The organism is Bradyrhizobium lablabi, from assembly GCF_001440475.1.
Lineage (GTDB): Bacteria > Pseudomonadota > Alphaproteobacteria > Rhizobiales > Xanthobacteraceae > Bradyrhizobium > Bradyrhizobium lablabi.
This window is the reverse complement of record NZ_LLYB01000060.1, coordinates 165168-174506: the sequence shown is the minus strand read 5'-3', so window position 1 is coordinate 174506 and position 9339 is coordinate 165168. Positions and strand designations below refer to the sequence as shown.

Sequence of the window (9339 nt, the reverse complement as noted above, 5' to 3'; positions counted from 1 at the left end):
GTCGCGGGTGCTCGGCGTCGGACCGCAGGTCGGCTACATTTTCCCGGTCGGCGACATGCAGGGATATCTAAACCTGAAGGCCTACGGCGAATTCGCCAATGAAAATCGGCCGGCGGGCTGGAACGTCTGGCTGACGTTCAATCTTTCGCCCGCAGCGGCAACGCCGCCGGCGCCGACAAGACCAGTGTTCAAAAAATAAGACGCGCTGCGGCCAATCCATCGCTCTTGTCATTGCTGCCTAGTGGCGTTGCTGCGGGAGACGCACCATCCGGGACCGTTCCTTACCCTCTCTAGGAGGTGGTCATGAGGAATCTATTTCTTGGAAGCGTTGCACTGCTTGCAATCTGTGTGAATATCACCGCGCGTGCCGCGGATATACCGGTAAAGGCTCCGCCCGCTCCCCCGCCGCCGTACAATTGGTCAGGATTTTATCTTGGCGCCAATGTCGGCGGGGCGTGGACCAGTGGCAGCCTCAACATTCCGGGCAACAATCTGTATGGCGGCCTAACCGAATTCATCGGTGGCATTCAGGCCGGCTACAATTTCCAGGCGGGCCACCTTTTATTTGGCGTGGAAGGTGATTTCGGTGGGGCAACTTTTGCTCATCCCACGCTTCCGACACCTACGCTCGGCTCCGTGAGTCAGAACTGGATTGGAACGATTGCCGGCCGCGTCGGCCTCGTGGAGGATCGTTGGCTTGTGTACGGCAAGTTTGGCGGTGGCTGGGTGCAAAGCAATGCCTCGTTGAACTTTCCCGGCGTCACTTGGCAGGGGTCCAACACCAGCTCCGGCTGGCTGGCCGGCGTGGGCATCGAGTACGGCTTTAAATCGCATTGGACGATCAAGCTCGAATACGATCAAATTTTCCTCGGAAACTGGACTTCCACTACGGTCCCACCAATCCAGTTGAACCGTGACGTTCAAATGGTCAAGTTCGGTGCGAACTACAAATTCCAGAGCGGGCTTCCCGATACGATCGCGCCGACAAAAACCGGGCATTCTGCAAAACCCGAGCATTCTGCCCACCCCTCCGAAAACGAAGACCTGGCGAAGCAATCGCAGAACCCCATTGCCGATCTCGTCAGCGTTCCGTTCCAAAGCAACACGAATTTCAACGCCGGGCCGTTCAACCGCACCCAGGAAGTGCTCAACATTCAGCCGGTTGTGCCGCTGCGCCTCAACGCAGACTGGAATCTGATCTCGCGCACCATCATGCCCGTGATCAGTCAACCTAGCCCGTTTTTTAACAGCAACACGAATGGCATTGGCGACATTACTCAGGAATTCTTTGTGTCACCCACCCATCCGGGTCCTCTGATCTGGGGCGTCGGCCCGGTCTTTACGATTCCGTCCGCGACCGATCCTATTCTTGGACAGGGAAAAGTACTGCTCGGTCCAACGGCCGTCGCGTTAGTAACGCCGGGACATTGGGTGATCGGCGTATTGGCCAACAACCAGTGGTCTGTTGGCGGCAATCCGTTGCGCCCGAGCGTGAATCAATTTCTCGTGCAGCCGTTTATCAACTACAACATGGCGCACGGATGGTACCTGACAAGTTCACCGATTATGACCGCGAACTGGCTTGCAGCGCCGGGCCAGCAATGGACCGTACCGATCGGTGGCGGCTTTGGTCGGTTGTTCAAGCTCGGCGACCAGCCGGTGAGTGCGTCGATCCAAGGCTTTTATAACGTGGTTAGACCGGATGGCGCGCCGACGTGGCAATTGCGAGCTTTTTTGTCTCTGCTGTTCCCGGAAAAGTGAGAGCCGTCTGCTGCGGGTCACGAGCGTCGTCCTCTGCGATTCGACGGCGGCCTGTTGATTTCCGCTTCGCCGGTAAGCGACCGAGGTCGTGTGGCGGTGCTAAAAGTCGCGACGGGCCAAGGGCAGAGGCAGCCCGCGCCGATTGCCTGAGTGAAGACCAGCCCAGAGCAGCTAACGGGTCCACTGACCCATCTGCATGCATGTCAGCAAACTGACATAACTCGGCGTGCCGCCGATGCTCTCCTGCGAGGTGCAGCTTGCCCGGCCTGGCGCAGGGAATTTCGACCACTGGCCCTGCAAGTTGCCGCTTCGCTTTCTGCTCATCGTTCACGCAGCTCTTCATCGGCTGGTCAACGGAGAGGCCTGTGGTGGCGGCGACGTCGAGCTTGCAACTTCGCGCAATGTCGAGTTCGGCATCCCGTCTGCCACCGCAACGACCATCTGCGAGCTCAAAACGATCATCGAGAAAGAGATAGGCATCTCCCGCCTCCTTCGGATCGCAGCAAAGCTTCGGGCAGCCGTTTCTCTGTTCGAAGCTGCGGCACCAGCCTATCGCAAAACTGGCCGGGAGGCGACGGGAATGTCCTTTCGGAAGGCAGCCGCCGCAGAACGCAGGGATGACAAAGCCCGCCCTGCGCGCCTGCGAATCGCAACCGCCCTATGCCGCGTTGGCGCCTTCCTGACGGCTGGCCTCGAACAGGAACCAGGTGCGGCGCTCGGTCTCGTCGATGAACAGTTCGAGCAGTTGCGCGGTGCCCCGGTCCTCATTGTCGTCGGCGAGCTTGTGCGCCTTGCGCATCGCCGCCGCCATCTTCTTGTTATCTTCCATCAGTTCGCGCAGCATTTGCCGCGCCGGCACGTAAGCCTCGTTGTTGTCCTGGATGGTCTGCAATTTGCCGATCTGCCCGATCGAGCGAATCGTGGTGCCGCCGATCTTGCGCACCCGCTCGGCGAGCTGGTCGGTGGTGCCGAAGATCGCTTCCGACTGCTCGTCGAGCAGCAGATGATAGTCGCGGAAATGGCGGCCGCTGACGTGCCAGTGGAAATTCTTGGTCTTCAGATAAAGCGCGAAGGCGTCAGCCAGCAGGACGTTGAGCGACGCCGAAATCTTCTCGACGGCGGCCGGCGCCAGGTCGGTCGGTGTATCGAGATCGGGGGATACCTTGTCGGATTTGTTGTGGGCTTTGCTCACGTTGCACCTTCCTGTTAGGAACCGGACACCGGCGGCGGGTGGACATTGGCCGCCGGACGACCTAACGCATCACTTTCAGGCTGGTTCCGATCGCCGGAACCCGCTGTTTTGCGGGATATTGCGCGCATGGATGAATGGATCGACTATTACGATTCCACGCATACGATTTATGCGAGCAAGCTGCATCGCGACCTGCATTTCCAGGTCATTGCGCGCGACATCATCGGCTATATCGCGTCGCCCGACGCCGTCGTGCTGGACTACGCCTGCGGCGAGGCGCTGTTCGCTGCCAAAGTGGCGGACGCCTGCGCCAAGCTCTATCTGGCCGAACCGGCGCCCGGCGTCCGCGGCCGGCTGATCGCGCGCTTCGCCCCGAACACCAAGATCCGCGTCCGTTCGCTCGATGAACTGCGGACGATGAGCGAGGGCTCGATCGACCTCGTCGTCATGAACTCGGTCGCGCAGTACATGACGCCGGGTGAACTGGATTCGGCGTTTGCCATCGTTCGCCGGCTGTTGAAGCCCACCGGCCGCCTGGTGCTGGGCGACATCCTGCGGCCCGAAGTCGGCATGGCCCGAGACGTGTTGGCGCTGCTGAAATTCGCACGCGCCCACGGCTTCCTGAAAGACGCGCTCTACGGCCTCGCCAGTACGGCGCTGTCGGACTACCGGCAGCTACGTACGCGCGTCGGACTGCAGCGCTACAGCGAGAATGAGATGATTAAAAAGCTCGCCCAGGCCGGCTTCTCCGCCTCGCGCGCGCATCAGAACATCGGCCACAACCCCTGGCGGATGACTTTCGTGGCCCGGCACGCCCTCCAGCTCAACTAACGTTCTTTCGCGCGCTAAGGTTGTTAACCCTAAGGCGCGGTAAGGGTGGTTCACCGCGCCGTGATAGGCAATGATTGCCTCGGCCCGGTGGCGGAAGCGACGACGCGGGAGCAGTGCAATGCTCTTTATCCTGGTTCAAATCCAGGCCGGGCCTCCAGCCTTCGCTGGCTTCGCCAGCTTCGGCCAGGCACGCCAGCCGCCAAGAAGGCGGCGCCGTATCCCCGCCGTTCTGAAGGCGGGCTTACTTACTCCACGCCAGGCAATTCGCATTCCGGAAACTGCAAGCGGTCGGCGTCGAGCGCTGCGGATTTGAGGATAGTGTCGATCAGCCCGGGGAAACGCGCGTCGAGATCGTTACGACGCAGGCGCATGTAGCGCGTCGTTCCGACAACGCGGGTCTGGATCAGGCCGGCTTCACGCAGCTTGGCGAAGTGATACGCCAGATTGGATTTGCCGCTGAACGCGTTGAAGTCGCCGCAGCGCAGTTGGGTCGCGGCCTGATCGGCCTTCGCGATGGTGCAAACAATGCCGAGCCGGGTCGGATCACCGAGGCAATCCAGCACCATTGGCAGTTCGATTTGATCGCGGGTCGGATGCGGAAGCGAGCGGCTCATGCGCCCGCAAATAGCAAGGCGAGGCTCTGGCCGCAATGTTCAATATTTATTGAACCAATTGACATCTAGCTTCTGCTTCAATAGTTCAATGATTATTGAACTTGGAGATCCATGGGCGTGTTTTGGCTGGCCTTGGCTGCGTTCGCGATTGGCACCGAAGCGTTTGTGATTGCTGGACTTTTGCCGGTCATCTCGGAGGATCTCCAGATTTCCGCGGCCGCCACCGGCCAATTCGTCACGGCCTACGCCTTGGCCTACGCTTTGGGTTCGCCGATCCTCGCTGTCGCCTTCAACAATTTCGACCGCCGGCATGTCCTGACGCTGGCGCTCTCCGGCTTCATTGCCGCCAACCTGCTGGCGATCGCCTCCACCTCGTTTCCGTTGCTGCTGGCGTCGCGCGTGCTGATGGCGATGGGCGCCGCGCTGTGCACGCCCACGGCCCTCGGCGTTGCTGTCGCGCTGGCTTCCCCCGAACGGCGCGGCCGCGCTGTCGCGCTCGTGACCTCGGGCATCACGGTCGCCACCGTGATCGGCGTTCCCCTGGGCACGATGGTCGGCAACCAGTTCGGCTGGCGCGCAACCTTTGTCATGGTCGCTGCGCTTGGCGCGGTCGCGCTGGCTGGCGTGCTGTACGGCGTGCCGCGCGGCCTGCCGAACAGCACGGCCACGCTCGGCGAGCGCCTGGCCGTTGCGCGGCATCCGGGCGTGCTCTACGCGCTCGCTACCACGGTGCTCTGGGCCATCGGCGGCTTCACCGTCTTCACTTATCTAGCGATTCCGCTGCAGGGCCTTGGATTCAATGCCGCCGATATCAGCCTTGCGCTGCTGATCTTTGGTTCGGCCGCGGCGATCGGCAACATGCTCGGTGGCACGCTCGCGGACCGGTTTGGTCCGTTGCCGACGGCTGCCGTCGGTCTTGCCGGCATGGCGACGGCGCTTGTTCTGCTGTCGCTCGCACTGAAGTCGACTACGCCAGACCACACCCGATATGTCGTGCTGTTGCTGGTCTTTGGCTGGGCCATCGCGGGATGGGCATTCTATCCGGCGCAGATCGCCAGCATCGTCCGGATCGATCCGCGAACCTCGGTGATCGCACTGTCGCTCAATGCCTCCACCATGTACCTCGGTTTCGCCCTTGGCGGCGCCGCCGGTGGCATCGTGCTGTCGATCCTGGGTCCAACCGATCTCGGCTGGGTAGGCGGCTCAAGCGTCGCCGCCTCACTGGCGGTGCTGCTGTTTCGCGGCCGGCAGGAGCGGCTGAAACCTTATAAAATTGCCGGTTGATGGGGGGCTTTTGGGGGTTTCGCGGGTGCAAAATCTGGTCTAAAGACCACCCGCGCGCGAGGGTGACCCGCGCTCTTGGCTTAGGGGACGCGCGGCTGCGCGCCCTTTTTTTGTGCCCAAAATCCTGTCTGAGAGCTGATGCCCAAAAGAACAGATATCTCCACCATCCTGATCATCGGCGCCGGTCCCATCGTGATCGGCCAGGCCTGCGAATTCGACTATTCCGGCACCCAGGCGGTGAAGACGCTGAAGGAAGAGGGCTACCGCATCGTCCTCGTCAATTCCAATCCGGCCACCATCATGACGGATCCGGAACTGGCTGACGCTACCTACATCGAGCCGATCACCCCCGAGATCGTCGCCAAGATCATCGAGGCGGAGCGCCATGTCATCCCGGGCGGCTTTGCGCTGCTGCCGACCATGGGCGGCCAGACCGCGCTGAACTGCGCGCTGTCGCTGCGCCGCCAGGGCACGCTCGACAAATTCGACGTCGAGATGATCGGCGCCACCGCCGATGCCATCGACAAGGCCGAAGACCGCCAGCTGTTCCGCAACGCGATGGAGAAGATCGGCCTGCAGACGCCGAAATCGCGGCTCGCCAACGCCTCGGCGCTGAAGAAATCCTATCGCGACAAATACCTCGCCGAACGCGAGAAACTATCCGGCGACGCGCTGGATGAGCTCGAACGGCAATGGACGATCGGCGAGAACGAGCGCCGCAAGCGCTACCAGGAGCACGCGCTCGGCGAGGCGCTGATGGCGCTGTCCGAGATCGGACTGCCGGCGATCATCCGCCCCTCCTTCACCATGGGCGGCACCGGCGGCGGCATCGCCTACAACAAGGAAGAGTTTCTCGACATCATCGAACGTGGCCTTGACGCCTCCCCGACCAACGAAGTGCTGATCGAGGAATCCGTGCTCGGCTGGAAAGAGTTCGAGATGGAGGTGGTGCGCGACAAGAAGGACAATTGCATCATCGTCTGCTCGATCGAGAACCTCGATCCGATGGGCGTGCACACCGGCGATTCCATCACGGTGGCGCCGGCGCTGACGCTGACCGACAAGGAATACCAGATCATGCGCGACGCCTCGATCGCGGTGCTGCGCGAGATCGGGGTCGAGACCGGCGGCTCCAACGTGCAGTTCGGCGTCAATCCCGAGGACGGCCGCATGGTCGTGATCGAGATGAACCCGCGCGTGTCGCGCTCCTCGGCGCTGGCATCGAAGGCGACGGGATTCCCGATCGCAAAAGTCGCCGCCAAGCTTGCGGTCGGCTACACGCTCGATGAAATCGCCAACGACATCACCGGCGGTGCGACGCCGGCCTCGTTCGAGCCGACCATCGACTATGTCGTCACCAAGGTGCCACGGTTTGCGTTCGAGAAATTTCCCGGCGCCTCCACCACGCTGACGACCTCGATGAAGTCGGTCGGCGAGGTCATGGCGATCGGCCGCACCTTCCAGGAAAGCCTGCAGAAGGCGCTGCGCGGCCTCGAGACCGGCCTGACCGGGCTCGACGACATCGAGATCGAAGGCCTCGGCCACGGCGACGACAAGAACGCGATCCGCGCCGCGCTCGGCACGCCGACGCCGAACCGCATCCTGCAGGTGGCGCAGGCGATGCGGCTCGGCTGGTCGAACGAGGAGATCTTCAATTCCTGCAAGATCGATCCCTGGTTCCTCAGCGAGATGCGCGGCATCATCGACATGGAAGCCAAGATCAGGGCGCACGGCCTGCCGCCGAACGGCTATGGCATGCGCATGCTGAAGGCCATGGGCTTTTCCGACGCGCGGCTTGCCGTGCTGTCGGAGTCCACAGAAGCCGAGATCACCGCGAAGCGTCATGCGCTTGGCGTCCGTCCCGTGTACAAGCGCATCGACACCTGCGCTGCCGAGTTCGCCTCCCCCACCGCCTACATGTATTCGACCTATGAAGCGCCGTTCGCGGGCAAGCTCGCCGATGAGAGCGCGCCGTCGGACAAGAAGAAGGTCATCATCCTCGGCGGCGGCCCGAACCGGATCGGCCAGGGCATCGAATTCGACTATTGCTGCTGCCACGCCTGCTTCGCGCTCGACGACGCCGGCTACGAGACCATCATGGTTAACTGCAATCCGGAAACGGTGTCGACCGACTACGACACCGCCGACCGCCTCTATTTCGAGCCGCTGACCGCCGAGGACGTGCTCGAAATCGTCGCCACCGAGCGACAGAACGGCACGCTGCACGGCGTGATCGTGCAGTTCGGCGGCCAGACCCCGCTGAAGCTGGCGCGCGCGCTGGAAGCCGCCGATGTACCGATCCTCGGCACCTCGCCCGACGCCATCGATCTTGCCGAAGACCGCGACCGCTTCAAGCGCGTGCTCGACAAGCTGCGCCTGAAGCAGCCCAAGAACGGCATCGCCTATTCGGTCGAGCAGGCACGGCTGGTGTCGGCCGATCTCGGCCTGCCGCTGGTGGTGCGTCCGTCCTACGTGCTGGGCGGCCGCGCGATGCAGATCATCCGCGAGGAAAACCAGCTCAACGACTACCTGCTCGGCACTCTGCCCGAGCTGGTGCCGGCCGACGTCAAGGCGCGTTATCCCAACGACAAGACCGGGCAGATCAACACCGTGCTCGGCAAGAACCCGCTGCTGTTCGACCGCTATTTGTCCGATGCCACCGAGATCGACGTTGACTGCCTCTGCGACGGCAAGGACACCTTCATCGTCGGCATCATGGAGCATATCGAGGAAGCCGGCATTCACTCCGGCGATTCCGCCTGTTCGCTACCGCCGCATTCGCTTGACGGAAAGATGATCGAGGAGCTCGAGCGGCAGACCCGCGAGCTCGCGCTCGGCCTCGACGTCGTCGGCCTGATGAACGTGCAGTACGCGATCAAGGACGGCGAGATCTATGTGCTCGAAGTCAATCCGCGCGCATCGCGCACCGTGCCGTTCGTCGCCAAGGTCGTCGGTACGCCGGTGGCAAAGATCGCAGCAAGGATCATGGCCGGCGAAAAGCTTGCCGACTTCAAGCTGAAGAAGAAGCAGCTCGGCCATGTCGGCGTGAAGGAATCCGTCTTCCCGTTCGCGCGCTTCCCCGGCGTCGATACCGTGCTCGGTCCGGAAATGCGCTCGACCGGCGAGGTCATGGGCATCGACCGCTCGTTCGAGGTTGCGTTTGCCAAGAGCCAGCTCGGCGGCGGCACCCGCGTGCCGCGCAAGGGCACCGTCTTCGTCTCGGTGCGCGAGACCGACAAGGACCGCATCGCGGATGCGGTGCGCTTGCTGCACTCGCTCGGCTTCAAGGTGATGGGTACCTCAGGCACCCAGCGCTTTCTGACCGACAAGGGCATTCCGACCGAGAAGGTTAACAAGGTGCTGGAAGGACGCCCGCATATTGTCGACGCCATCACCAATGGCGACATCCAGCTCGTCTTCAACACCACCGAAGGGCCGCAGGCGCTGGCGGACAGCCGTTCGCTGCGGCGGGCTGCCCTCTTGCATAAAGTGCCGTATTACACCACTCTTTCGGGTGCTGTAGCGGCCGCCCAAGGCATCCGCGCCTATCTGGGCGGGGACCTTGAGGTCCGCACACTGCAGAGTTACTTTTCCGAGACCTGATCGTCGGCCGGGCGAATGCCCGCTAAACGATTGGCAATAAAGCCGTATGGCTGG

6 protein-coding genes, 1 tRNA gene and 1 pseudogene are annotated in these 9339 nt (G+C 62.3%); 6 read left to right on the top strand and 2 right to left on the bottom strand.

Features of this window, described 5'->3' with window-relative positions; genetic code table 11:
* Both CQ14_RS46185 and CQ14_RS13695 read left to right on the top strand, forming a co-directional pair.
* Positions 1-199, top strand: a pseudogene (locus tag CQ14_RS46185) (transporter); the annotation flags it as partial.
* A gap of 104 nt (positions 200-303) precedes the next feature.
* Positions 304-1761 carry an outer membrane protein gene (locus CQ14_RS13695; protein WP_245320331.1) on the top strand — a complete coding sequence of 486 codons (1458 nt, stop codon included), beginning with the start codon at positions 304-306 and terminating at the stop codon, positions 1759-1761.
* Positions 1762-2419: 658 nt separating this feature from the next.
* On the opposite strand, the gene CQ14_RS13690 is transcribed toward CQ14_RS13695, so the two are convergent.
* Positions 2420-2953, bottom strand: coding sequence for a Dps family protein (locus CQ14_RS13690; protein WP_057858400.1), 534 nt, complete (start codon positions 2951-2953; stop codon positions 2420-2422).
* Positions 2954-3079: 126 nt separating this feature from the next.
* On the opposite strand from CQ14_RS13690, the gene CQ14_RS13685 reads away from it, so the two are divergent.
* Together CQ14_RS13685 and CQ14_RS13680 are read left to right on the top strand one after the other, a co-directional pair.
* Complete coding sequence (locus CQ14_RS13685) at positions 3080-3784, top strand: class I SAM-dependent methyltransferase (RefSeq protein WP_057858399.1); 705 nt, start codon at positions 3080-3082, stop codon at positions 3782-3784.
* Positions 3785-3865: 81 nt separating this feature from the next.
* Positions 3866-3941, top strand: a tRNA-OTHER gene (locus CQ14_RS13680).
* 88 nt (positions 3942-4029) lie between these two features.
* Here CQ14_RS13680 and CQ14_RS13675 read toward each other — a convergent pair.
* Entirely contained in the window at positions 4030-4398 is a 369-nt protein-coding gene (locus CQ14_RS13675) for an ArsR/SmtB family transcription factor (protein WP_057858398.1), read from the bottom strand.
* A 111-nt stretch (positions 4399-4509) separates the two neighbouring features.
* Here CQ14_RS13675 and CQ14_RS13670 point away from each other — a divergent pair, with 111 nt between their 5' ends.
* Together CQ14_RS13670 and carB are read left to right on the top strand one after the other, a co-directional pair.
* Positions 4510-5682, top strand: coding sequence for an MFS transporter (locus CQ14_RS13670; RefSeq protein ID WP_057858397.1), 1173 nt, complete (start codon positions 4510-4512; stop codon positions 5680-5682).
* Positions 5683-5820: 138 nt separating this feature from the next.
* The gene (gene carB / locus CQ14_RS13665; protein WP_057858396.1) at positions 5821-9285 is read left to right on the top strand and encodes a carbamoyl-phosphate synthase large subunit; all 3465 of its coding nucleotides are present in this window, start codon (positions 5821-5823) and stop codon (positions 9283-9285) included.
* Positions 9286-9339 lie beyond the last annotated feature (54 nt).

What these genes read in the sequence shown, in the direction of transcription:
- CQ14_RS13695 (WP_245320331.1), top strand. Translation starts at nt 304, where the DNA reads ATGAGGAATCTATTTCTTGGAAGCGTTGCACTGCTTGCAATCTGTGTG.
- CQ14_RS13685 (WP_057858399.1), top strand. Translation starts at nt 3,080, where the DNA reads ATGGATGAATGGATCGACTATTACGATTCCACGCATACGATTTATGCG.
- CQ14_RS13675 (WP_057858398.1), bottom strand. Translation starts at nt 4,398, where the DNA reads ATGAGCCGCTCGCTTCCGCATCCGACCCGCGATCAAATCGAACTGCCA.
- CQ14_RS13670 (WP_057858397.1), top strand. Translation starts at nt 4,510, where the DNA reads ATGGGCGTGTTTTGGCTGGCCTTGGCTGCGTTCGCGATTGGCACCGAA.
- carB (WP_057858396.1), top strand. Translation starts at nt 5,821, where the DNA reads ATGCCCAAAAGAACAGATATCTCCACCATCCTGATCATCGGCGCCGGT.